This window comes from Pseudomonas sp. LBUM1641, assembly GCF_059716235.1.
This window is the reverse complement of record NZ_CP166815.1, coordinates 2325261-2346169: the sequence shown is the minus strand read 5'-3', so window position 1 is coordinate 2346169 and position 20909 is coordinate 2325261. Positions and strand designations below refer to the sequence as shown.

At 61.2% G+C, this 20909-nt stretch carries 20 protein-coding genes and 4 tRNA genes; 11 read left to right on the top strand and 13 right to left on the bottom strand.

Features of this window, described 5'->3' with window-relative positions; translation table 11 throughout:
* Positions 1 to 7: 7 nt before the first annotated feature.
* Positions 8 to 958 carry a DUF979 domain-containing protein gene (locus ACA046_RS10810; protein ID WP_076014626.1) on the bottom strand — a complete coding sequence of 317 codons (951 nt, stop codon included), beginning with the start codon at positions 956 to 958 and terminating at the stop codon, positions 8 to 10.
* Positions 955 to 1668, bottom strand: a complete 714-nt coding sequence (locus ACA046_RS10805; protein WP_017478822.1) for a DUF969 domain-containing protein — start codon at positions 1666 to 1668, stop codon at positions 955 to 957. The genes ACA046_RS10810 and ACA046_RS10805 overlap by 4 nt, the downstream gene beginning before the upstream one ends.
* A gap of 300 nt (positions 1669 to 1968) precedes the next feature.
* On the opposite strand from ACA046_RS10805, the gene ACA046_RS10800 reads away from it, so the two are divergent.
* On the top strand, positions 1969 to 2472 hold the full coding sequence (locus ACA046_RS10800) for an SPOR domain-containing protein (protein ID WP_497676449.1): 504 nt from the start codon (positions 1969 to 1971) through the stop codon (positions 2470 to 2472).
* Positions 2473 to 2475: 3 nt separating this feature from the next.
* Here the strand turns inward: ACA046_RS10800 and ACA046_RS10795 are convergent, their stop codons facing one another.
* Positions 2476 to 2901 (bottom strand): GNAT family N-acetyltransferase, encoded by a 426-nt coding sequence (locus tag ACA046_RS10795; protein ID WP_459027595.1) that lies wholly within the window; start codon positions 2899 to 2901, stop codon positions 2476 to 2478.
* Between the two features lie 165 nt (positions 2902 to 3066).
* On the opposite strand from ACA046_RS10795, the gene ACA046_RS10790 reads away from it, so the two are divergent.
* Positions 3067 to 3981 (top strand): SGNH/GDSL hydrolase family protein, encoded by a 915-nt coding sequence (locus tag ACA046_RS10790; protein WP_459027593.1) that lies wholly within the window; start codon positions 3067 to 3069, stop codon positions 3979 to 3981.
* 27 nt (positions 3982 to 4008) lie between these two features.
* Here ACA046_RS10790 and ACA046_RS10785 read toward each other — a convergent pair whose 3' ends face one another.
* Positions 4009 to 4485, bottom strand: coding sequence for a hypothetical protein (locus ACA046_RS10785; protein ID WP_459027591.1), 477 nt, complete (start codon positions 4483 to 4485; stop codon positions 4009 to 4011).
* Positions 4486 to 4560: 75 nt separating this feature from the next.
* On the bottom strand, positions 4561 to 5337 hold the full coding sequence (locus ACA046_RS10780; protein ID WP_459027589.1) for a PAS domain-containing protein: 777 nt from the start codon (positions 5335 to 5337) through the stop codon (positions 4561 to 4563).
* A gap of 211 nt (positions 5338 to 5548) precedes the next feature.
* On the opposite strand from ACA046_RS10780, the gene ACA046_RS10775 reads away from it, so the two are divergent.
* The 5 genes from ACA046_RS10775 to ACA046_RS10755 all read left to right on the top strand — a co-directional run bounded on the left by ACA046_RS10775 (position 5549) and on the right by ACA046_RS10755 (position 12122).
* Positions 5549 to 7165 (top strand): APC family permease, encoded by a 1617-nt coding sequence (locus tag ACA046_RS10775; protein WP_167665162.1) that lies wholly within the window; start codon positions 5549 to 5551, stop codon positions 7163 to 7165.
* A 30-nt stretch (positions 7166 to 7195) separates the two neighbouring features.
* Positions 7196 to 8122: a 4-hydroxyproline epimerase gene (locus ACA046_RS10770; RefSeq protein ID WP_497676448.1), complete on the top strand. Its 927-nt coding sequence runs from the start codon at positions 7196 to 7198 to the stop codon at positions 8120 to 8122.
* 38 nt (positions 8123 to 8160) lie between these two features.
* The gene (locus ACA046_RS10765) at positions 8161 to 9108 is read left to right on the top strand and encodes a dihydrodipicolinate synthase family protein (RefSeq protein ID WP_459027583.1); all 948 of its coding nucleotides are present in this window, start codon (positions 8161 to 8163) and stop codon (positions 9106 to 9108) included.
* A gap of 179 nt (positions 9109 to 9287) precedes the next feature.
* Entirely contained in the window at positions 9288 to 10859 is a 1572-nt protein-coding gene (locus ACA046_RS10760; RefSeq protein WP_497676447.1) for an aldehyde dehydrogenase (NADP(+)), read from the top strand.
* Positions 10860 to 10862: 3 nt separating this feature from the next.
* Positions 10863 to 12122 carry an NAD(P)/FAD-dependent oxidoreductase gene (locus tag ACA046_RS10755; RefSeq protein WP_497676446.1) on the top strand — a complete coding sequence of 420 codons (1260 nt, stop codon included), beginning with the start codon at positions 10863 to 10865 and terminating at the stop codon, positions 12120 to 12122.
* A 45-nt stretch (positions 12123 to 12167) separates the two neighbouring features.
* Here the strand turns inward: ACA046_RS10755 and ACA046_RS10750 are convergent, their stop codons facing one another.
* Positions 12168 to 13259 carry an NADH:flavin oxidoreductase/NADH oxidase gene (locus tag ACA046_RS10750; RefSeq protein ID WP_258344694.1) on the bottom strand — a complete coding sequence of 364 codons (1092 nt, stop codon included), beginning with the start codon at positions 13257 to 13259 and terminating at the stop codon, positions 12168 to 12170.
* Between the two features lie 58 nt (positions 13260 to 13317).
* On the opposite strand from ACA046_RS10750, the gene ACA046_RS10745 reads away from it, so the two are divergent.
* The 3 genes from ACA046_RS10745 to ACA046_RS10735 all read left to right on the top strand — a co-directional run bounded on the left by ACA046_RS10745 (position 13318) and on the right by ACA046_RS10735 (position 15743).
* Positions 13318 to 13653, top strand: a complete 336-nt coding sequence (locus ACA046_RS10745) for an ArsR/SmtB family transcription factor (protein WP_258348794.1) — start codon at positions 13318 to 13320, stop codon at positions 13651 to 13653.
* Positions 13654 to 13828: 175 nt separating this feature from the next.
* Positions 13829 to 15001 (top strand): alpha/beta hydrolase, encoded by a 1173-nt coding sequence (locus tag ACA046_RS10740; protein ID WP_459029245.1) that lies wholly within the window; start codon positions 13829 to 13831, stop codon positions 14999 to 15001.
* Positions 15002 to 15200: 199 nt separating this feature from the next.
* A complete protein-coding gene (locus ACA046_RS10735) occupies positions 15201 to 15743 on the top strand; it encodes a GNAT family N-acetyltransferase (RefSeq protein WP_497676445.1) in 543 nt (180 codons plus the stop codon).
* A 140-nt stretch (positions 15744 to 15883) separates the two neighbouring features.
* On the opposite strand, the gene ACA046_RS10730 is transcribed toward ACA046_RS10735, so the two are convergent.
* Together ACA046_RS10730 and ACA046_RS10725 are read right to left on the bottom strand one after the other, a co-directional pair.
* A complete protein-coding gene (locus tag ACA046_RS10730; RefSeq protein WP_459027573.1) occupies positions 15884 to 16345 on the bottom strand; it encodes an anti-virulence regulator CigR family protein in 462 nt (153 codons plus the stop codon).
* A gap of 266 nt (positions 16346 to 16611) precedes the next feature.
* Positions 16612 to 16688: transfer RNA gene (locus ACA046_RS10725), tRNA-Val, on the bottom strand.
* 184 nt (positions 16689 to 16872) lie between these two features.
* Here ACA046_RS10725 and ACA046_RS10720 point away from each other — a divergent pair.
* Positions 16873 to 18156 carry an NAD(P)/FAD-dependent oxidoreductase gene (locus tag ACA046_RS10720; protein ID WP_497676444.1) on the top strand — a complete coding sequence of 428 codons (1284 nt, stop codon included), beginning with the start codon at positions 16873 to 16875 and terminating at the stop codon, positions 18154 to 18156.
* A 164-nt stretch (positions 18157 to 18320) separates the two neighbouring features.
* On the opposite strand, the gene ACA046_RS10715 is transcribed toward ACA046_RS10720, so the two are convergent.
* The 5 genes from ACA046_RS10715 to ACA046_RS10695 form a co-directional block, all read right to left on the bottom strand.
* Positions 18321 to 18397, bottom strand: a tRNA-Asp gene (locus ACA046_RS10715).
* 105 nt (positions 18398 to 18502) lie between these two features.
* A tRNA-Asp gene (locus tag ACA046_RS10710) sits at positions 18503 to 18579 on the bottom strand.
* Between the two features lie 55 nt (positions 18580 to 18634).
* Positions 18635 to 18710 (bottom strand) — tRNA-Val (locus ACA046_RS10705).
* Between the two features lie 107 nt (positions 18711 to 18817).
* On the bottom strand, positions 18818 to 19582 hold the full coding sequence (locus ACA046_RS10700) for an SDR family oxidoreductase (protein WP_459029243.1): 765 nt from the start codon (positions 19580 to 19582) through the stop codon (positions 18818 to 18820).
* Between the two features lie 11 nt (positions 19583 to 19593).
* Positions 19594 to 20805 carry an O-succinylhomoserine sulfhydrylase gene (locus tag ACA046_RS10695; protein WP_076014696.1) on the bottom strand — a complete coding sequence of 404 codons (1212 nt, stop codon included), beginning with the start codon at positions 20803 to 20805 and terminating at the stop codon, positions 19594 to 19596.
* Between the last annotated feature and the right edge of the window lie 104 nt (positions 20806 to 20909).

Sequence of the window (20909 nt, the reverse complement as noted above, 5' to 3'; positions counted from 1 at the left end):
TACAGCCTCACATCAGCAGGTAGAGCAGGACAATATTCACCACCAGCATCATCAACGCCGTCGGCATCTGTGCCTTGATGACCGCGTTTTTATCCGGCAGCTCCAACAACGCCGCCGGGACAATATTGAAGTTGGCCGCCATCGGTGTCATCAGCGTACCGCAGTAACCGGAGAACATGCCGATGGCAGCCATCACCGCCGGGTTGCCGCCGTAGATGCCCACCAGCACCGGCACACCCACGCCGCCGGTCATCACCGGGAAGGCCGCAAAGCCATTGCCCATGATCACGGTAAACAGTGCCATGCCCAGCACATACACCATCACCGCTACCAGCTTGTAATCCAGGTTGATGTAGGTGGTGGTGATGTGCGCAACCGCCGTGCCCACGCCCGCTTCGTTGAACAACAGCCCGAGCATCGCCAGCATCTGCGGCAGCACCATCGCCCAGCCCAGTGCTTCGGTGAGGCGTCGGGATTCGCGAAGGGCTTGCACCGGGGTGTCCCGCGTCAGCCAGCAGGCCAGCGCCAGTGCAATCAGACAGCCGATGCCCAGGGACACGAAGGTGGTGTTCTTCGGGTCCAGCAGCGGCACGCCGCCGATCTCGGTGTGTTTGAGTAATACCGAGCCGATCACCGTGGTCAACGGAATGGCCAATGCAGGGATAAACAATTTATGCCCCAGGCGACCAGCGCTGGCCCGTGCGGCCTTGTCATGCAACTGGGCATGCGCGCCGCGGCCTACGCCGCCCAGGCCCGCGATGACTGCCATCACCACCACGCCCACGCCGACCACCACCGAGGGCAAACGCTCCCCCACCAGGAACGGAATGGCAAACAGCAGCCAGAACAACGAACTCGACCAGCGCTTGGGGTGGGTGCGATCCATCAGGATCATCCCGGAGGTGATCACCAACAGAATGCCGGCCAGCCAGTACAGGTATTCAATGGAAATGATCATTGCGCCGCCTCCGCTTGCTTGGCCGGTGACAGCTCTCGGGTCAGCATTCGGTCAAAGCGGTGCAAGCGGATGGCGTGAATGATGAAGGCGCAGATCGCCGTCGGGATGCCCCAGACCGCAATGTGCAGAGGCTCGACATCAATCCCCGAACCCAGCAGGAAGGTGTGCATCAGCGCAATCGCACCAAAGGCGACGAAGATATCCTCGCCAAAAAACAGCCCGACGTTGTCGGTCGCGGCACACATGGCCAGGACCTTGTGGCGAAGCTTGTCGGGAAGTTTGCCATAGCGTTTTTCCGCCGCGCCTTCCGCCATCGGCGCCAGCAACGGGCGCACCATTTGCGGGTGCCCGCCCAGGCTCGTCAGGCCCATGGCCGCAGTGGATTCACGCACAAACAGGTAGATGATCAGCAAGCGCCCGACCGTGGCCCGCTCAAAACGCGCGATCCAGTTTTGCGCATGCAGGCGCAAGCCGTGGCGCTCCAGCAAGCCGATGACGGCCAGGGGCAACAACAGGATCAATTGCAAGGCGCGGGTCTGGAGGAAGCCGTCGCCCATGGTGGCGAGGATCTTTTCCAGCGGGAAGTGGGCGGCAAACCCGGTGGCAATCGCTGCCGCCGTGACGACCAACAGCGGATTGAAGCGCAACACAAAGCCGACCACGATGACGAGTACGCCAATCAGCGGCCATAGGTTCACAACAGTTTGCATGGTGGTGAGGTCCTTAAGTGCGCGCTGCGGCGCCAGTAAAGCAGGTAGTGAACAAAGGGTTCACTGCAAGAAAACGGCGTGCAGCCCGGCTCGATTTTTTATTGTTGACCTGGAAGGTCGAGCGTCAGTGGCCGCATCTTTGCTGCTTGGGGAGGGAGGTGTCCAACAAGAAAAATTGTTGCTGCAATCCAATAAAGTTTGTGGGTGTTTGAAGCGTTAGAGGGCATTTGGCAGTCATCGCTTGCCAGACGGCGGGAGGTTCAAGCATCGTTCCCGCTAAATCAACACAAGGACGTAAAAATGAGCATCTACATTCCACTATGGCTGGCACTCACCGTTGTGACTGCCTACCTGGCCAGTCAGCGCGGCAGGTCAGGGCCAAGATGGTTTGCGATTGGGCTGTTCGTGCCGGTGGTCCCCCTGATCGCCCTCCTGCTGATGCCGCGCGTTCCCAAGACCGGTGTGGACGCCCTGGTACACGAGGACCTGCGCCCGTGCCCCGCGTGTGAAAGCCCGATCAAAGCAACCGCCGCGCAATGCAAACTCTGTGGCGCCGCGGTGGAACCTATCGCCCTGAAATATCGCAGCGGCTGGGTGGTGCGCCTTACCGCAGATAACGACAACGCGTTTGGCGAACTGGTTGCGCAACTGCGAGCGCTCGATGTGCCCACCGTGCTCGATGAGCCGCCTCACGCCTTTGTCGGCCCGTTTGAAGAGAAGGCCCAGGCGCAGAACGTGCTCAGGTACTTGAAGTCCGACCAGGGGCTGGACGGCTTGGTCACGTGGCGGTCGGTGACCCGCTAGCCCTCAGCCCAGGTGCTTCTGGAAAAAGTGACGCGTGTGCCCTGCCGGGTAGTCGGCAATATGCCCGAACTCGCTGAAGCCCAGCTTCCGATAGAACCCGGGCGCCTGGAAGCTGAAGGTGTCCAGCCAGATCCCCGCACAGCCCTTCTCTCGTGCCAGCTCCTCAGCCGCGTGCATCAGCCGCGAGCCCATGCCTTGGGTGCGCAGCGATTCCGGCACGCTCAACAGCTCAACGAACATCCAGCCATAGGAGATTTTCCCGTAGAGGCCGCCTACCACTTCCTGGCTGGCGGGATCACGCAGTAACAGCCCGAAGGTTTCGAACGGGTTCTCGCCGCATTGGCTGATGTTGTATGCCCTCAGCGGCTGAAGGATGGCCTGGCGCTCTTGCTCCGTAACGTCAAAAGACAACTCTATCGCTGATGCCATCTCAATCTTCCTGATGTGAATGCCCAATTCTGCGGACACTACCAGCGATAGCCACCTGTCGCATACAGGACAGTCTTTGCGCCCTCAGCTACACACAGGTCGCAACCGCCCGTGGGCATGCACTTCACCGCCAGTACTCTTGGAGCACCACCCGGGAGATTTCCAATGACTCTACGCGCTTGCTTGGCCGCTCTATTGGTACTGACCGCCTCCACCGCCTTTGGCGCCCCCCGCTACGATCACCTGTATGCATTCGGTGACAGCTACTCCGACAACGGTGCGGGTGAGCACTTCACCAAAACCCTGGCCGCGCAGAAGGTCAAGGATGCCCAGGAACTGCCCGGTTCGCTGTATTGGAAAGGCCGCTGGAGCAATGGCCCGACCGCCGTCGAGAACCTGGCACAAGCCCTGAAAACACCCTTGACCGACTACGCCGTGGGCGGCGCCAAGAGTGGCAACGGCAACTACTACGCCTGGATGGAGCCCGCCCGAGACACCGGTGTTGCCGGGCAAATCGCTGACTATCTGAAGTCCGCCAAGGCACACAAAGCCGACCCGAAGGCGCTGTATTTCATTTTCATCTCGGCCAACGACTTTTTTGAATGGGCCGACTTCTCGCACCCAGAGTCGGTTTCAGTGCTCAGCCAGAACAGCGTGGCAAATATTCAGAAAGCCACCGAGACACTGATTACAGCAGGCGCAAAACACGTGATGGTAGTGGGCACCACGGATTTGAGTCACGTGCCAGCCGTGGTGCAGGGCAATCAAGTCGAGAACGCGAAAAACCACCAGCAGGTACTGGAACAAAAACTGCCGGTGGTGCTGAGCACTTTGGCTAAAGCGCATCAGGTCAGCATCAGCTACTTCGACCACGTGGCGTTCAGCGACAAGCTGCGCGCGGCTCCCCAGGTGGCGGGGTTGAAAGACCTGGATACGCCCTGCCAATACACCTATCCGGACGTGAAACCGGTGTGTGAAAACCCGGATGCGCATTACTACTGGGATGAATGGCACCCGACGCGCAAGGTTCATGCGCTGGCGGCGCAGGCGATGTTTGAAACGTTGAAGGCCGGCCAGTGATTACCAAGGTGACGCAGCCCTACTGAGTCAAGGCGAACACCCACCCACGACCGCTTCTCTTCTGAACGAATCAGGCGAGCGCCCGGTAGTTTTGTCGGTGATATCCGCCACACAGCCACTCACGGGCACGGACTGGATGACTTGATAAGTCGCGCCAACGGCAGGGATAAAACTGACCAGGTTTGCGCAACTGCGAAGAGCGTTGGTGCCCTCCTTGTTGGCACCACCGCTGCTCATGACATTCACGTAGATCCGTCGATCGGGGATCAGTAAAAACCGCTCGCTGACCTCGCCTTTGCGAGTGCCGAGCACGCCGGTTTCTGCCGTATCGTTGCAGCCCGGATCGTAGTAGGCCCAATACATTTGGACGCCACCGTTCAACAGGGTGTTAGGTCCCTGGATGGCTTCGAGCGTTGCGTGGGGCGCAGTGGCGGCAGGTTGTTGATAGAAACCTACACAACCGGCACTCAAGCTGCAGCACAGCGCCAACAAGATCTTTTTCAAAGACAAACCTCCCTGTAAAACAGCCCGGCCGGCGTTGGCCTTGGGCGATTGTACCCAGACAATATCAATTAGACATCACCGCACACTGGTCACCTGCCGATACTGGCGCGGCGTAAACCCGGTCAACGCCTTGAACTGCCGGGTAAACGCACTGTGGTCGGTATACCCACACTGCAACGCGACCTCAGTGATCGGCAGCTGGGTATGCAGCAGTCGGTGTGCATGCTCAAGGCGCACCTTCTGGATCATCTGGCGCGGCGTGAGGTGGAACACGCGCTTGCAGTAGCGCTCCAGTTGCGCCACTGAAATCCCGGCAATCCGCGTCAATTCACCCAGGGTGACACGCCGATTGAAATGCGCCCGGATGTGCTCGTCCACCGCCGCCAGCCGTTGATAGGCCGGGTGGGTTTCGCTGGCGGTTTGCAGGTCGACCGAGATGCCCGCCAGGCCGATGATCGCACCGTCACGGCTGTACAGCGGCCATTTGTGCGTCAGGCACCAACCCGGCTCGCGGGTGCCGTAGAGGTGCAATTCCAGCTGGTCCTCCAGGACAAATCCCTGCTCCAGCACCCGTCGATCCTGTTCGGTATAGCCGGGCCCCAACTGCGCGGGAAAGACCTCGGCGCTGGTTTTCCCCAGCAGCGGTTGCAAGTGCTTCAACCCGCACCGTTGCACCAAGGTGCGGTTGGCCAATACGTAGCGCGCCTGCACGTCCTTGATAAAAATCGCGGCATTCGGAATCACGTCCAGCATCGGCAACAACAGCCCCACGCCGGCCAGTAATTCTTCGATGGTGTGCGGGCGATTGGTGTCGCTCCCTTGGCAAAGGGTCGCGAACGCGCTCTGCATCATGACGCTTTCTCCTGCATTCAGCGGCCAGGCCAGGCGCCCGGCGGGCGGTGCCTGGCGAGCAGATTGCCGCATGGGCGCCGGCATGTCGAGCGCTCGAAACTGTGCTGATTTCGTCATGTCAGCCTGCGCAAAACATCAATCGCCTCGCCGTTGATGGGTTCACTGTATGGCCACTGCATGCCTATCCAATAACCCACAAGAAGGCGCCGCCATGTCAGCCCAAGGCAAGTTCAAGAAACAGCTTTCATTGATCGACCTCACCTTTATCGGACTGGGAGCGATCTTCGGTTCGGGCTGGCTGTTCGCCGCCAGTCACGTCTCTGCCATCGCCGGGCCGGCGGGGATCTTTTCCTGGTTGCTGGGCGGGTTCGCCGTGTTGCTGCTGGGCATTGTGTACTGCGAACTGGGGGCGGCATTGCCCCGCGCCGGCGGCGTGGTGCGCTATCCGGTCTACTCCCACGGCCCGCTGCTGGGCTACCTGATGGGCTTTATCACGCTGATCGCGTTTTCGAGCCTGGTGGCGATTGAAGTGGTCGCCTCGCGCCAATACGCCGCGGCCTGGTTTCCCGAGTTGACGCAGGCGGGTTCCAGCAACCCCACCGTCCTCGGCTGGTTCGTGCAGTTTGCGCTGCTCTCGCTGTTTTTCGCCCTCAACTACCGCAGCGTGAAGACCTTCGCCATGGCCAATAACCTGGTCAGCGTGTTCAAGTTCATCGTGCCGTTGTTGGTGATCGGCGTGCTGTTCACCTTCTTCAAACCGGAAAATTTCCACGCCCAGGGCTTCGCGCCGTTCGGCCTGTCGGGCATTGAAATGGCCGTGTCCGCCGGCGGGGTGATTTTCGCGTACCTGGGCCTGACGCCGATCATCTCGGTGGCCAGCGAAGTGAAAAACCCGCAACGCACCATTCCGATTGCGCTGATCCTGTCGGTGCTGCTCTCTACCGCAATCTACGTGTTGTTGCAGACCGCATTCCTCGGCGGCATTCCCACCGAAATGCTCGCGAACGGCTGGGCCGGCGTCGCCAAGGAACTGGCCCTGCCGTACCGCGATATCGCCCTCGCCCTGGGTGTGGGCTGGCTGGCTTACCTGGTGGTGGCCGACGCGGTGATCTCCCCCAGCGGTTGCGGCAACATCTACATGAACGCCACGCCGCGGGTGATCTACGGCTGGGCGCAAACCGGGACCTTCTTCAAGATCTTCACGCGCATCGACGAAAAGTCCGGCATCCCGCGCCCGGCGCTGTGGCTGACCTTTGGCTTGTCGGTGTTCTGGACCCTGCCCTTCCCGTCGTGGGAAGCGCTGATCAACGTGGTGTCCGCCGCACTGGTGCTGAGCTACGCCGTGGCGCCGGTGTCCGTTGCCGCACTGCGCCGCAATGCGCCTGACCTGCCGCGCCCGTTCCGGGTCAAGTGGATGGGTGTGCTCGGCCCACTGTCGTTCATCATCGCCGCGCTGATCGTCTACTGGTCGGGCTGGAGCACTGTGTCGTGGCTGCTCGGCCTGCAAATCCTGATGTTTGTGGTGTACCTGCTGTGCGGCCGTTTTGTGCCGACCCTGCACCTCAGCCTCGGCCGCCAGGTTCGCTCCTCTGCGTGGCTGATCGGCTTCTACGCCGTGACCATCATCCTGTCGAAGCTCGGCAGCTTTGGTGGCCTGGGCATCCTCAGCCATCCGTTCGACACCGTAGTCGTCGCCGCTTGTGCACTGGGGATTTATTACTGGGGCGTGGCCACCGGCGTGCCGGCGCATCTGGTTCGCCTGGAAACCGAAGATGACGAAAGTGAAGTGCCTGAGCCCGACATCGGCCGCGTGCAGCTGGCTTCCTGAACATCAGCCCACCCCTGAATGGACACTGTTATGAAACGAGTTCACATCATCGATTCCCACACCGGCGGCGAACCCACGCGCCTGGTGATGACAGGTTTCCCCACGCTTGCCGGCGAGAGCATGGTCGACAAGCTCGACGACCTGCGCACCCAGCATGACCAATGGCGCAGGGCGTGCCTGCTGGAGCCCCGTGGCAACGATGTACTGGTGGGCGCGCTGTATTGCGCGCCGGTCTCGGCCGATGCCACCTGCGGCGTGATTTTCTTCAACAACGCCGGCTACCTCGGCATGTGCGGCCACGGCACCATCGGCCTGGTTGCCTCGTTGCATCACCTGGGGCAGATCGCACCGGGCGTGCACAAGATCGACACGCCGGTGGGCCCGGTCAGCGCCACGTTGCACGCCGACGGCGCGGTGACGTTGCGCAATGTGCCTGCCTACCGCTATCGCCAACAGGTACCGGTGGAGGTGCCTGGACATGGTCGGGTCTACGGCGATATCGCTTGGGGCGGCAACTGGTTCTTCCTGGTTTCCGAGCACGGGCAAGCGCTGCAAATGGACAACGTCGAAGCCCTGACCGATTACACCTGGGCGATGCTCAAGGCCCTTGAGGCCCAGGGCATTTACGGTGAAGAAGGCGCGCTGATCGACCATATCGAACTGTTCGCCGACGACGACCAGGCCGACAGCCGCAACTTCGTCATGTGCCCGGGCAAAGCCTACGACCGCTCGCCCTGCGGCACCGGCACCAGCGCCAAACTGGCGTGCCTGGCGGCCGACGGCAAACTCGCCGCCGGTGAGCCCTGGATACAAGCCAGCATCACCGGCAGCCAATTCGAAGGCAGCTACGAATGGGAAGGCGAACGTGTACGCCCTTCCATCACCGGCCGCGCCTACATGACCGCCGACAGCACCTTGCTGATCGACGAACAGGATCCCTTCGCGTGGGGCATCTGAACCGCCCCCGCCCCTTCAATCAAACTGGAGCTGAAACCATGAATACCAAGATCTTCACCGGCTGCATCCCCGCCCTGATGACCCCGTGCACTGCCGAGCGCAAACCGGACTTTGACGCACTGGTCGCCAAGGGCCGCGAACTGATCGATATCGGCATGAGCGCGGTGGTGTACTGCGGCTCCATGGGCGACTGGCCGTTGCTGACGGAAGCCGAGCGCCAGGAAGGCGTGGCGCGCCTGGTGGCCGCCGGCGTACCGACCATCGTCGGCACCGGCGCGGTCAACAGCCGTGAAGCAGTGGCCCACGCGGCGCATGCGGCGAAGGTCGGTGCCCATGGCTTGATGGTCATCCCGCGCGTGCTGTCCCGTGGCGCCTCGGCGACGGCACAGAAGGATCACTTTGCGGCCATCCTCAAGGCGGCGCCGAACCTGCCGGCGGTGATATACAACAGCCCTTACTACGGCTTCGCCACCCGCGCCGATCTGTTCTTTGAGCTGCGTCGCGAGTACCCGAACCTGATCGGCTTCAAGGAATTCGGCGGCGCGGCAGACCTGCGTTACGCGGCCGAACACATCACCTCCAAAGATGATGCCGTGACCTTGATGGTCGGCGTGGACACCCAGGTGGTCCACGGCTTCGTCAACTGCAACGCCACTGGCGCAATCACCGGCATCGGCAACGCGCTGCCACGGGAAGTCCTGCAACTGGTGGCCCTGAGCAAGAAAGCCGCCAAGGGCGACGCCACCGCGCGCCGCCAGGCACGGGAGTTGGAGTCGGCGCTGGCGGTGTTGTCGTCCTTCGACGAAGGCTGCGACCTGGTGCTGTTCTATAAACATCTGATGGTGCTCAACGGCGACAAGGAATACACCCTGCACTTCAACGAGACCGATGCCCTCAGCGATGCCCAGCGTCGTTATGCCGAGAATCAGTACGCGCTGTTCCGCCAGTGGTACGCCAACTGGTCGGCCGAGCAGAACGTCGCCTAACACTATTCAAGGCAGCAAAGATAAATGTGGGAGCTGTCGAGCCCCGGCGAGGCTGCGATGGGATTATCGCGGTGTACCTGCCAGACCGCAGCGCCTGCATCGCAGCCTCGCTCTGGCTCGACAGCTCCCTACAGTAGATTCTCTTTGTCTGCCCCTCTTTACTTTCTCAGGACTACGCCATGACTCTGACGGGCACCATGCTGATTGGTCAGCACTCCATTCCAGGCAGCCGCGAGGCAATCCGGGCGATCAATCCTGCCACCGATATTGCGCTGGAACCTGCCTATGCCGGCGGCACCGCCGAGCATGTCGAACAAGCCTGTGCGTTGGCATGGAGCGCCTTCGATAGCTACCGCGAAACGCCGTTGGCGGCTCGCGCCGAATTCCTTGAAAGCATCGCCAATGAAATCGAAGCCCTGGGCGATGAGCTGATTGAACGGGCGATGGCCGAGACCGGCCTGCCCCGCCCACGTATCCAGGGTGAACGCGGGCGTACCTGTCACCAACTACGCACCTTCGCCCGCACGGTGCGCGCGGGTGAATGGCTGGATGTGCGGGTTGATTCCGCTCAGCCGGATCGCCAGCCCCTGCCCCGCTCTGATCTGCGTCAGCGCCAGGTACCTTTGGGGCCGGTGGCGGTGTTCGGCGCGAGCAATTTTCCGCTGGCATTCTCAGTGGCCGGCGGTGATACCGCTTCGGCACTGGCGGCCGGTTGCCCGGTGATCGTAAAGGCACACAGTACGCATCCTGGCACCAGCGAACTGGTGGGCCGCGCGGTGGCCAAGGCCGTTCAGCAATGTGGTCTGCCTGACGGTGTGTTTTCGCTGTTGTACGGCTCGGGCCGCGAAGTGGGCATCGCACTGGTCTGCGATTCACGCATCAAGGCCGTGGGTTTCACCGGTTCGCGCAGCGGCGGCATCGCATTGTGCCAGGCAGCCCAGGCACGTCCCGAGCCGATTCCGGTGTATGCGGAGATGAGTTCGATCAATCCGGTCTACCTGTTTCCCGCCGCATTGACCGCGCGCGGTGAAGCATTGGCCCAGGGGTTTGTCGCATCCCTGACCCAAGGCGCCGGCCAGTTCTGCACCAATCCCGGACTGGTGATTGCCGTTGCGGGGCAGGCGCTGGACTACTTCATCGACAACGCCGCCAATCTGCTTCAGCGCAGCGCTGCCCAGGTCATGCTTACACCGGGAATCTTCAAGGCTTATGACGACGGTGTCAGCGCCCTGGCCAAGCAGGCTCATGTCGCGGGCAAAGGGTTGGCGGCACAAGGCCCGAACCAGGGCCAGGCCCACCTGTTCGTGACCCACGCACAGGATTTTCTCGCCAACCACAGCTTGCAGGCCGAGATATTCGGCGCCGCCTCCTTGATCGTGCAATGCGCCAACGCCGATGAAGTCCGCCAAGTCAGTGAGCACCTGGAAGGCCAGTTGACCGCCACCTTGCATCTGGATGACGACGATCTGGAAACCGCCCGCGCGCTGCTGCCGACCCTGGAACGCAAGGCCGGTCGCCTGCTCGTCAACGGCTGGCCGACCGGCGTGGAAGTCTGTGATGCGATGGTGCATGGCGGGCCTTTCCCGGCAACGTCAGACTCGCGCACCACCTCGGTGGGCACGGCCGCGATCCTGCGATTCCTGCGGCCGGTGTGCTACCAGGACTTCCCGGATGGCTTGCTGCCGACGGCGCTGCAACACGGCAATCCATTGCTGCTGCGGCGCCTGTTCGACGGTCAGAGAGAAGCCTAGGCCATGACCGATAACGTCATTCCAGACATCGCCGTGGTCGGGGCCGGAATCATCGGCGTCGCCTGCGCGCTGCAACTGGCACGCCAGGGGCGGCGAGTGGTGGTCATCGACCAACAGCAACCCGGCCACGGGGCTTCGTTCGGCAATGCCGGTCACCTGGCGACCGAGCAAGTGTTTCCCATCGCGGATGCGTCGATCCTCAGCCGCTTGCCCGCCATGCTCATGGACCCGATGGGCCCGCTACGCCTGGACTGGAAATACCTGCCGCGCGCCCTGCCATGGTTTACCCGGCTGCTGTTGAATCTGCGCCCGGCGCCATTCCAGCGCACCGTCGCCGGAATCCGCGCGCTGAATGAAAGCAGCTTGGGCGCCTGGCACCGTCTGCTGGACAGTATCGACCGTACCGAACTGATGCGCGAAGACGGCTCATTGCTGGTCTTCGAGCGCCCCGACTCACGTCAGGCCATCGACGCCTTGCAGGCACGCATGCGCCAGCAAGCAGTGCCGGTGGATTACTGGCAGGCCAGTGCGGTACAGGAGGTGGCGCCGCAACTCAGCGAAGGAATTCAGGGCGGGTTGTTCTTTCCGCGCACCGGGCATTTTCTCGATCCTTACCGGGTGGTTTGCGAACTGGTGGAAGCGGCCAAGGCCTGTGGGGTGCAATTTCTCAAGCAACCGGTTTTGGGTGGGAAGCTGGGCGAGCACGGTGTTTCGCTGAAGACTGACCAAGGCGTGGTCGCGGCGCGTCAGGTGTTGATCGCCTGCGGTGCGCATTCGGCCAAATTGACCGCCGAACTGACCGGCAAAAAGGTCCCGCTGGATACAGAGCGCGGCTATCACTTGATGCTGCCCAATGAGCATGGGCGGCTGCCGTTCGCCGTCACGTCGCTGGAGCGCAAGTTCATCATGACGCCCATGGACGCAGGATTGCGGCTGGCAGGTACCGTCGAGTTTGCCGGCCTCGATCGCCCGCCGAACATGCAGCGCGCGTGGCAGTTGCACCGACTGAGTCAGGGGCTGTTTCGTCGTGATTTGAGTGCTGAAGATGCGACGCCGTGGATGGGGTTTCGCCCTTCCCTGCCGGACTCGCTGCCGATTATCGACAAGGTGTGCGATGGCAAGGTCTTGCTTGCGTTTGGGCACCAGCATCTGGGGCTGACGCAGGCGGCGGTGACAGCGGAGTTGATTGGCCAACTGGTGTCGCCGGTTTTTTTCAGCCACGGCTTGCCGGCGCTGGAACCCTATCGGCTGAGTCGTTTCTGACCGGAGCGGCACCCAAATTCGGGGCCGCCCGTCTGTTGGTGCTACTTAGCGATAACGTTCCAGCCAGTGCGCGTAAGGCGCGGGCAAGGTCCAGGATGACTTATCGACCCCCAGTTCCTTGGCCGCAAAGTACGCCCAATGTGGATCGGCCAAATGGGCGCGCCCTACCGATACCAGGTCGAGTTGCCCGGCCTGCAACGCGCCTTCAGCCAGTTGCGGCGTACCAAAGCCCCAGGCAGAAGTCACCGGCAAACCGGCCTCGCGACGCACACGCTCGGCGATCGGCCCCATAAATGCCGGGCCCCACGGAATGTTGGCATCGGGCGTGGAGAAACCGACGCTGACGCTCAGCAAGTCCAGGCCACCGGCCTTGAAACGACGGGCAAGCTCGATGGATTCCGTCAGGGTCTGCTCGTCGCGACCGTCATATTCGATCACGCCAAAACGTGCGGTCAGTGGCAGGTTTTCTGGCCATACCTCGCGCACTGCGGCAAGGGTTTCCAGCAGGAAACGGCTGCGGTTATCGAAGCTGCCACCGTAGGCATCGGTGCGTTGGTTGGAATGCTCGGAGAAAAAGCTCTGGCCCAGGTAACCGTGGGCGAAATGCAGTTCGATCCATTCAAAACCAGCGTCACGGGCACGGCGAGCAGCATCGACGAAGTCCTGGCGAACCCGTGCGATGTCTTCCAGAGTCATGGCGCGGGGAACATTCGGCAGGTGTGCGCCAAAAGGGATGGCCGAGGGTGCAATGGTCTGCCAGGACCGGGCATCGGAAGCCGGGATATGGTCATCCCCTTCCCACGGACGATTGGAACTGGCCTTACGACCGGCGTGACCAATCTGGATGCCAGGAACCGAACCTGCGGCCTTGATGGCGTTGACCATGGGCACGAAGGCTTGCGCATGCGCGTCGCTCCAGATCCCCGCACAGCCAGGTGTGATGCGCCCTTCAGGCGCTACAGCGGTCGCCTCGACCACCAGCAGGCCCGCGCCGCCACGGGCCATACTGGCGAGGTGCACGTGGTGCCAGTCGTTGACCATGCCGTCGTCAGCCATGTACTGGCACATCGGCGGGATAGCGATCCGATTGCGCAACGTCACGTCTTTCAGCTTGTAGGGTTCGAACAATGCAGCCATGAAAAGTCTCCTGAAGCGAAGGTGGGGTAGTTTTCGATTGTTCGATGTTAATCGAACTATGGTGTTAAGCGATAGCCCTGTTATCATTCGCCCCATGCGAGCCTTCAAACACCCCAATGCCGAAGACCTGATTCTCGAACGCGTGCTCTACGCGCTGAGTGACCCTGTTCGACTGGAAATCGTTCGCTGCCTGGCTGGCGTCACCGAGGCCACTTGCGGCGAGCTGGACGGCGGACGGCCGAAATCCAGCGTCTCCCATCACTTCCGGGTGTTAAGGGATGCGGGGCTTGTACACACCCGCAGTGTGGGCACGACCCATATGAACTCGTTGCGCACTGATGTAATGGACAGCCGGTTTCCAGGGCTGGTCCAGGCGATCCTTTCCCAGCAGTGAGCATGCCCGCTGCGGTGGCGCCTTTTACGGCGCCGGCCAGCGCTACAGGCGAAATGTCTTGCGACTGTTTTGCACTACCAGCAGCGGCAGCCCGGTGATTATCGTGCATGACTTTACGGTTACGCGACGCCGGGAACCCGCCTTGAACAACACCCACTCCTTTTCCATGCGCACGATGCTGCGAAGCGCCGCCTTTGCGATCATTGCCCTTCTATTTGCCAATAGCGCCATCGCCGAATCGGCCATGCCTTTGGGCCAGAAATCGTTCGAGTCATATCGCCTCGATACCTTGCAATGGCTGCGGGAGCATCGCGACTTCCAGGGCACCGACAGAGAAGCCGAACTCAACTGGAACGCGCCGCAGGAATGGCGCCCGGCGGGAACACCCAAACGCGGGATCATTCTGGTGCACGGCCTGGGCGACTCTCCGTGGTCGTTCCACGATATCGGCAGCGCACTGGCTGCCCGCGGCTTCCTGGTGAGGACCGTGCTGCTTCCCGGCCACGGCACACAACCGGCCGACATGCTGCAAGTACGTATGGAAGACTGGCGCCGGGTGGTGGACGAACAGGCCGCGATACTTCGCGCAGAAGTGGGCGAGATTTACCTCGGCGGCTTCTCCACCGGTGCCAACCTGGTTCTCGACTACGCCTACAAACACGACGACGTCGCCGGGCTGCTGCTGTTCTCCCCCGCTTTCCAGTCCAGCATGACCTACGACTGGCTGACACCCCTGATCAGTTGGGCACGCCCGTGGCTGCTGGCGCCAGACGCAAGCCGGCCACAACAGAGCCTGGTGCGCTACATGACCGTCCCCACCAATGGCTTCGCCCAGTTCTACCGCAGCAGCCGAGTGGCCCGCCAGGACCTGGAGCGTCGTCCCTACGACAAGCCGGTGTTCATTGCCGTCGCGGCCCACGACTCAGTGCTCGATACGAACTATGTGCTGGAGACCTTCCAGCAACGCTTCAGTAATCCCCACAGCCGCTTGGCCTGGTACGGAACACTGCCGGAGAGCGCCTGGGACACACAGCGGGTAAAAGCGCGCACCGACTACGTGCCGGAACTGCGGATCAGCCAGTTCTCGCACATGGGGTTGTTGTTCTCACCCGACAACGCGCTCTACGGCGAACAGGGCAGCCTGCGGTTTTGCTGGAACGGCCAGACGGAAGACGCCACCCGCGCCTGCGAGCAGGGGTCAGAGGTGTGGTATTCGGACTGGGGTTATCGTGAGCCGGGCAAGATGCACGCGCGGTTGACGTTCAATCCGTACTTCAACTGGCAGCTTGGGCTGATTGATGAGGTGCTGGGTAACCTGGCTCTGGCGGGTGAAAACGTTGGGCGCTGAAACCCTTTCACATTCCTTTCACAGATGAACACCTATGGTTTGCCTGCTCCTGGTGAAACCCTAAAGCCCGCGCCCCCATCGCGGGCTTTTCTTTGCCTGTGATTTTAGTCAGGCAGCGCCAAAGCGGTACGCCTTCATAAATGGCATGCAACGGCGTTACCCTGATTGCTTTGCGCCCAGGCTAAGGATCAGCGCCAACATGCGAATTCAAAAACCCCCTGCCGTGAACCATCTGGATATCTCCCTGCGACAACTGGAGCGATCAGATATTCCTGCGTGGTATGCCTACCTTTCACAAAGAGAAGTCATTCAACACACAAGCTGGGACTTGAAAAACGAGAATGACCTTTTGCCATTATTTGACGAACTGGACTCGCCCCGTCCTTCTTCAAACAGGCGTCTGGCTATCACTCATGGGGCAGACCGCGAACTCATCGGCACAATCGGTTTTCACACGATTTCCGAAACGAACCGAAGCGCGGAGATAGCCTATGACCTCTCACCTGCTTACTGGGGCAAAGGCATTGCCAGCGCAGTGTGCTCTGCGATAACTCAGTGGGCATTCCTGGAATATGGTTTTGTCCGGGTACAAGGCACCGTTCTCGTGACGAACCCTCGTTCGGCCAACGTCCTGAAAAAATGCGGATATCAATATGAAGGAACGCTGAGGTCATTCCGTATGGTGCGGGGCAGCCCCGGGGACTTTGAGATGTACGCCCTGTTGGATACCGACCGAACCTGAAAGGGTTGCCTGGATTTTTTGTTGAGACATACCAAAACGTGGAGTCCGGTGGCCGTTTCCCCAAACGATAGTGTTCGCAATATCGGCCTAAGTGAGTTTAGACGCGACCCGGGCGACGAGGTCATGGGCCCGTAAGCACATCAATCAAAGGCCCCGTTGAGGACTTCGTAAATTATGCCGGAAGCGATTGCGACAAGGATGAGATCAGTACCCGCTTGTTGCCATTCGTAGCCGTCGTAATGGGGCAGTCTGCCGAGCAAGCGACCATCCAGCTTCTTGGCAATGCCAGGAGGAAGAGGTTTTCCTCTTGCCAGGTTCTTTTGTATTCCGGGTGGCAGTGAGGGACCTGGGCGCCAGTAGTCACGGTAGCCACCGACCACGCCCAGTACGCCGCCCCGGTCAATGCTGGGTCCGCGCCCCCAATCATCTCCGCTGGAACCTTTCCCCTTGTTACCCTGGTTGCCATGGCCTTGACCGCCCTGGGAGTTGCCTTTTCCATTGCCTTGACCCTTCCCATTACCAGGGTCGGCCAGCGCCGCCACTGAGCCAACGGCCAAAGCAAGGCAGGTAACAGCGGCTACAAACGAGCGAGATTTGAACATGATCGTCTTCTCCAAAGGGGAATACCCCCTTGAAAGGTAGACGGTATTGTCGATTTTAGCTCCGCATAACTCACACCGTGGAAGGAACACTGCCAAGCGAGCATTATCAGGAGCGGCCCGACGAAAAGAAGATCGAGCACCTGGAGTGCGCGCCGAATTGACGTCCTGAGGTGGAGTTTTGCAAACGTTCTGCAAATCGCAGGCAACAAAAAAGGGCCCACCTTTCGGTGAGCCCTTCTAGACCGCCCAGCAGAGCGGATTTTGTTTGGTAGGCGCGATTGGACTCGAACCAACGACCCCCACCATGTCAAGGTGGTGCTCTAACCAACTGAGCTACGTGCCTGCTGTGAGGCGGCATTCTACGGAATTCCCGAGGGGTGTCAACACCTTTTTTGCAGCTAAGCCTATGAATATGCGAATTTTTTATTTGTGGGCGACACGACGGTATTTTTCCGGTGGCTGGCAGCGGATTTTCAACTCAGGTAGGATCGGCGCACTCGTAAAAAATATAAAACAGAGGTTCCAGGATGGCGAACACCCCCTACCCCCAGTCGTATTACGCCGCGTCTGCGAATGCGGTACCTCCTCGCCCTGAGCTGCAAGGTGAAGTCGAAACCGATGTGTGCGTGATTGGTGCTGGCTATACCGGTCTTTCCAGCGCGCTGTTCCTGCTGGAGAACGGTTTTCGCGTCACAGTGCTGGAAGCCGCCAAGGTGGGGTTTGGCGCGTCGGGCCGCAACGGTGGGCAGATCGTCAACAGTTATAGCCGCGATATCGATGTGATCGAGCGCAGCGTCGGCCCCAAGCAGGCGCAGTTGCTGGGCGCGATGGCGTTTGAAGGCGGCAAAATCATTCGGGAGCGTGTGGCCAAGTATCAGATCCAGTGCGACTTGAAGGACGGCGGTGTGTTCGCCGCCTTGAACAGCAAGCACATGGGCCACTTGGAGTCGCAGAAGCGCCTGTGGGAGCGTTACGGGCACACCCAACTGGAGTTGCTGGATGAGCGCCGCATTCGCGAAGTGGTCGCCTGTGACAACTATGTAGGCGGCCTGCTGGACATGAGCGGCGGGCACATTCACCCGCTGAACCTGGCGCTGGGCGAAGCGGCGGCGGTGGAATCCCTCGGCGGCACGATCTACGAGCAGTCGGCGGCGATTCGCATTGAACGCGGCGCCAATCCGGTGGTGCATACAGCCCACGGCAAGGTCAGGGCCAAGTTCATTATCGTCGCGGGTAATGCTTACCTCGGGAACCTGGTACCGGAGCTGGCAGCCAAGTCGATGCCGTGCGGTACGCAAGTCATCACGACCGCGCCACTGGGCGATGAGCTGGCGAAGACACTGCTGCCGCAGGATTACTGCGTCGAGGACTGCAATTACTTGCTGGACTACTACCGCCTGACCAACGACAAGCGCCTGATTTTCGGCGGTGGCGTGGTGTATGGCGCGCGAGACCCGGCGAATATCGAAGCGATCATCCGGCCGAAGATGCTCAAGGCGTTCCCGCAGCTCAAGGACGTGAAGATCGACTACGCCTGGACCGGCAATTTCCTGCTGACCCTGTCACGTCTGCCGCAGGTCGGTCGCCTGGGGGATAACATCTACTATTCCCAGGGCTGTAGCGGCCATGGCGTGACCTACACCCACTTGGCGGGCAAGGTGCTGGCGGAAGCACTGAGAGGCCAGGCTGAGCGTTTTGATGCGTTTGCCGACCTGCCACACTACCCGTTCCCGGGCGGGCAACTGTTGCGCACGCCATTTGCGGCGCTGGGGGCCTGGTACTACGGGCTGCGGGACAAGCTGGGGTTCTAATCCCGGATCGCGGGGCTGGCTTGCCGGCCCCGCACACCAAGCTCCGAGCCAAATCGCAGACACAAAAAACCCCGATCTTTCGACCAGGGTCTTTGCTATCGATCCAACCAAGCCAGCGGCTTGCTTTGGCGTCTCAGGGCGTTCAGTGGGCCCTGGAACAGATATGGCGCAGCGGACGGGACTCGAACCCGCGACCCCCGGCGTGACAGGCCGGTATTCTAACCGACTGAACTACCGCTGCGTATCGCTCAGACTGCTGAAGTGTCACCTTCAACCGTCTTCAAACATCTGACTGATCAGCCTTGGCTGTTCAATCTCAAATCTGAAACATCAGACCTGGAAAATATGGCGCAGCGGACGGGACTCGAACCCGCGACCCCCGGCGTGACAGGCCGGTATTCTAACCGACTGAACTACCGCTGCGCGTCGGTGCAACCTTTAACGTTGCGTCTTGCCCGAAGGCAAAACTCTCAAGAAGTGGTGGGTGATGACGGGATCGAACCGCCGACCCTCTGCTTGTAAGGCAGATGCTCTCCCAGCTGAGCTAATCACCCTTTGCTTCGTTGAGGCCGCGAAATTTACGCAGGTAGCGGACCTAAGTCAATAGCCTGCTTGAAGTTTTTCTGAAAAAGACAAAATCACTTCAAGACCGTGACCCGCCCTACTCGCTGTAAATCATCTTCTTGCTCATGCCACCGTCGACCACGAACTCCTGCCCCGTGACAAACCCCGCATTGCGCGACAGCAACCATGCCACTATCGCCGCCACGTCTTCCACAGTGCCTACCCTGCCCGCCGGGTGCTGGGCGTGATCGGCATCCGTCAGGGGCTCGGCACGGCGTGCAGCCGGGTCCCGTGCATCGATCCAGCCCGGACTGACGGCATTGACCCGCACTTCCGGCCCAAGGCTCATGGCCAGCGCATGGGTCAGGGCCAGCAACCCCCCCTTGCTCGCCGCGTAAGCCTCCGTATCCGGCTCCGACTGACGGGCCCGGGTCGACGCCAGGTTAACGATGGCACCACCATGGGCCCGCAGATACGGCGCACAGTGCTTGGCCAGCAGCATCGGCCCACTGAGGTTGACCGCCATTACGCGGTTCCAGTAAGCCAGGTCGAGACTTTCCAGGGTGATGTTGCGTGGATCGGCCACCGCCGCATTGCACACCAGCGCATCCAGGCGCCCGAACTGGCCAAGCACCTCGGCCACGCCCAGGGCGACCTGCCGCTCATCCGCCACGTCCATGGTGATGAACCAGGCGTTGTCGCCCAGCACCTTGGACACTTTGGAACCGCGTTCGCGATCCAGGTCGGTAAGCACCACCTGCCAGCCTTCGCTGATCAGCCAGGCGGCAATCCCCAGGCCGATGCCCCGCGCCGCGCCAGTCACCAATGCGACGCGCCCGTTACTCGCGCCCGCCGCCTCCATGGACCACTCGATCACAGGGCAGCCAACCCACGGGCCAGATCGGCCTGCAAGTCAGTAACGTCTTCCAGGCCCACGGCAATGCGGATCAGGCTGTCGCGGATACCGGCCGCTTCACGCTCCTGCGGCGCCAGACGCCCGTGGGACGTGGTGCTTGGGTGCGTGATGGTGGTCTTGCTATCACCCAGGTTGGCGGTGATGGAAATCAGGCGGGTTGCATCGATAAAGCGCCACGCGCCCTCTTTGCCGCCCTTGACTTCGAAACTCACCACCGCGCCAAAACCTCGCTGCTGGCGCTGGGCCAACGCGTGTTGCGGGTGGCTCTTAAGGCCGGCGTAGTGGACTTTCTCGATGCCGTCCTGCTGCTCCAGCCACTCGGCCAGAGCCTGGGCGTTGGCGCAATGGGCCTTCATCCGCAGGCTCAGAGTTTCCAGACCTTTGAGGAAGATCCAGGCATTGAACGGGCTCAGGGTCGGGCCGGCGGTGCGCAAGAAGCCCACCACTTCCTTCATCTGCTCGCTGCGACCGGCAACCACGCCGCCCATGCAACGGCCCTGGCCGTCGATGAACTTGGTAGCCGAATGCACAACAATGTCTGCGCCCAGCTTCAGCGGCTGTTGCAGCGCCGGGGTGCAGAAACAGTTGTCGACGATCAGCATCGCGCCCTTGGCGTGGGCCACTTCGGACAATGCGGCAATATCCACCAGCTCGGCCAAAGGATTGGACGGCGACTCGACGAACAGCAATTTGGTGTTGGCCTTGATGGCCGCATCCCAGCCGGACAGGTCGGCCAACGGCACGTAGTCGACTTCAATGCCAAAGCGCTTGAAGTACTTCTCGAACAGGCTGATGGTAGAACCAAACACGCTGCGCGACACCAGCACGTGGTCGCCGGCGCTGCACAGGCTCATGACCACCGCGAGAATCGCGGCCATGCCAGTGGCGGTGGCGACGGCTTGCTCGGCGCCTTCCAGCGCGGCGATACGCTCTTCGAACGCACGCACGGTAGGGTTGGTATAGCGCGAATACACGTTGCCCGGCACTTCACCGGCAAACCGCGCAGCCGCATCGGCCGCGGTGCGGAACACGTAGCTGGAGGTAAAGAACATCGGGTCACCGTGCTCACCTTCCGGGGTGCGGTGCTGGCCGGCGCGCACAGCCAGGGTATCGAAAGCTACGCCATCGAGGTCGCTGTCCAAGCGACCGGCATCCCATTCCTGACTCATGCTCTACTCCTCAACTCGAATGCTTTAACGATTCAAACGCCCCAGGGATAACCTGTAGGAGCGAGCTTGCTCGCGAAGAGCTCAAGGATAACGCGCTCATTCAG

Excerpts from the sequence above, each read along its gene's own strand:
- ACA046_RS10810 (WP_076014626.1), bottom strand. The coding sequence starts at position 958 with ATGATCATTTCCATTGAATACCTGTACTGGCTGGCCGGCATTCTGTTG.
- ACA046_RS10805 (WP_017478822.1), bottom strand. The coding sequence starts at position 1,668 with ATGCAAACTGTTGTGAACCTATGGCCGCTGATTGGCGTACTCGTCATC.
- ACA046_RS10800 (WP_497676449.1), top strand. The coding sequence starts at position 1,969 with ATGAGCATCTACATTCCACTATGGCTGGCACTCACCGTTGTGACTGCC.
- ACA046_RS10795 (WP_459027595.1), bottom strand. The coding sequence starts at position 2,901 with ATGGCATCAGCGATAGAGTTGTCTTTTGACGTTACGGAGCAAGAGCGC.
- ACA046_RS10790 (WP_459027593.1), top strand. The coding sequence starts at position 3,067 with ATGACTCTACGCGCTTGCTTGGCCGCTCTATTGGTACTGACCGCCTCC.
- ACA046_RS10780 (WP_459027589.1), bottom strand. The coding sequence starts at position 5,337 with ATGATGCAGAGCGCGTTCGCGACCCTTTGCCAAGGGAGCGACACCAAT.
- ACA046_RS10775 (WP_167665162.1), top strand. The coding sequence starts at position 5,549 with ATGTCAGCCCAAGGCAAGTTCAAGAAACAGCTTTCATTGATCGACCTC.
- ACA046_RS10770 (WP_497676448.1), top strand. The coding sequence starts at position 7,196 with ATGAAACGAGTTCACATCATCGATTCCCACACCGGCGGCGAACCCACG.
- ACA046_RS10765 (WP_459027583.1), top strand. The coding sequence starts at position 8,161 with ATGAATACCAAGATCTTCACCGGCTGCATCCCCGCCCTGATGACCCCG.
- ACA046_RS10760 (WP_497676447.1), top strand. The coding sequence starts at position 9,288 with ATGACTCTGACGGGCACCATGCTGATTGGTCAGCACTCCATTCCAGGC.
- ACA046_RS10755 (WP_497676446.1), top strand. The coding sequence starts at position 10,863 with ATGACCGATAACGTCATTCCAGACATCGCCGTGGTCGGGGCCGGAATC.
- ACA046_RS10750 (WP_258344694.1), bottom strand. The coding sequence starts at position 13,259 with ATGGCTGCATTGTTCGAACCCTACAAGCTGAAAGACGTGACGTTGCGC.
- ACA046_RS10745 (WP_258348794.1), top strand. The coding sequence starts at position 13,318 with ATGGTGTTAAGCGATAGCCCTGTTATCATTCGCCCCATGCGAGCCTTC.
- ACA046_RS10740 (WP_459029245.1), top strand. The coding sequence starts at position 13,829 with ATGCTGCGAAGCGCCGCCTTTGCGATCATTGCCCTTCTATTTGCCAAT.
- ACA046_RS10735 (WP_497676445.1), top strand. The coding sequence starts at position 15,201 with ATGCGAATTCAAAAACCCCCTGCCGTGAACCATCTGGATATCTCCCTG.
- ACA046_RS10730 (WP_459027573.1), bottom strand. The coding sequence starts at position 16,345 with ATGTTCAAATCTCGCTCGTTTGTAGCCGCTGTTACCTGCCTTGCTTTG.
- ACA046_RS10720 (WP_497676444.1), top strand. The coding sequence starts at position 16,873 with ATGGCGAACACCCCCTACCCCCAGTCGTATTACGCCGCGTCTGCGAAT.
- ACA046_RS10700 (WP_459029243.1), bottom strand. The coding sequence starts at position 19,582 with ATGGAGGCGGCGGGCGCGAGTAACGGGCGCGTCGCATTGGTGACTGGC.
- ACA046_RS10695 (WP_076014696.1), bottom strand. The coding sequence starts at position 20,805 with ATGAGTCAGGAATGGGATGCCGGTCGCTTGGACAGCGACCTCGATGGC.